Raw genomic sequence first — 209 nt, 5'->3', positions numbered from 1 at the left:
AACGTCTTCATTGGTGATGCCATGAATAGCTGTCGCGTCAGCAGGAATAGAACAAGTTGGTTTAACAAGTTCGTTCACGATAACTTTGCCAGAATCAGCACAGATAGCAGTGAACTCAACAATTTCTGCGTCAGAGCCTAAGCCAGTAGTTTCTGTATCGATGATGATCGCATTTTCAGTAGACAGTTTTTTCATAGCAACACCTTGAC

Annotated in this window: 1 protein-coding gene; it reads right to left on the bottom strand. The window is 42.1% G+C overall.

Annotated elements, in window-relative coordinates:
* Positions 1–195 (bottom strand): 3'-5' exonuclease (locus VCHENC03_RS18410; protein WP_009705211.1); only part of this gene is annotated, 195 nt, incomplete at its 3' end.
* Positions 196–209: the final 14 nt, after the last annotated feature.

This window comes from Vibrio sp. HENC-03 (assembly GCF_000305755.2).
In the GTDB taxonomy this organism is placed as follows: domain Bacteria; phylum Pseudomonadota; class Gammaproteobacteria; order Enterobacterales; family Vibrionaceae; genus Vibrio; species Vibrio owensii.
This window is presented reverse-complemented; position numbering and strand designations above follow the sequence as displayed.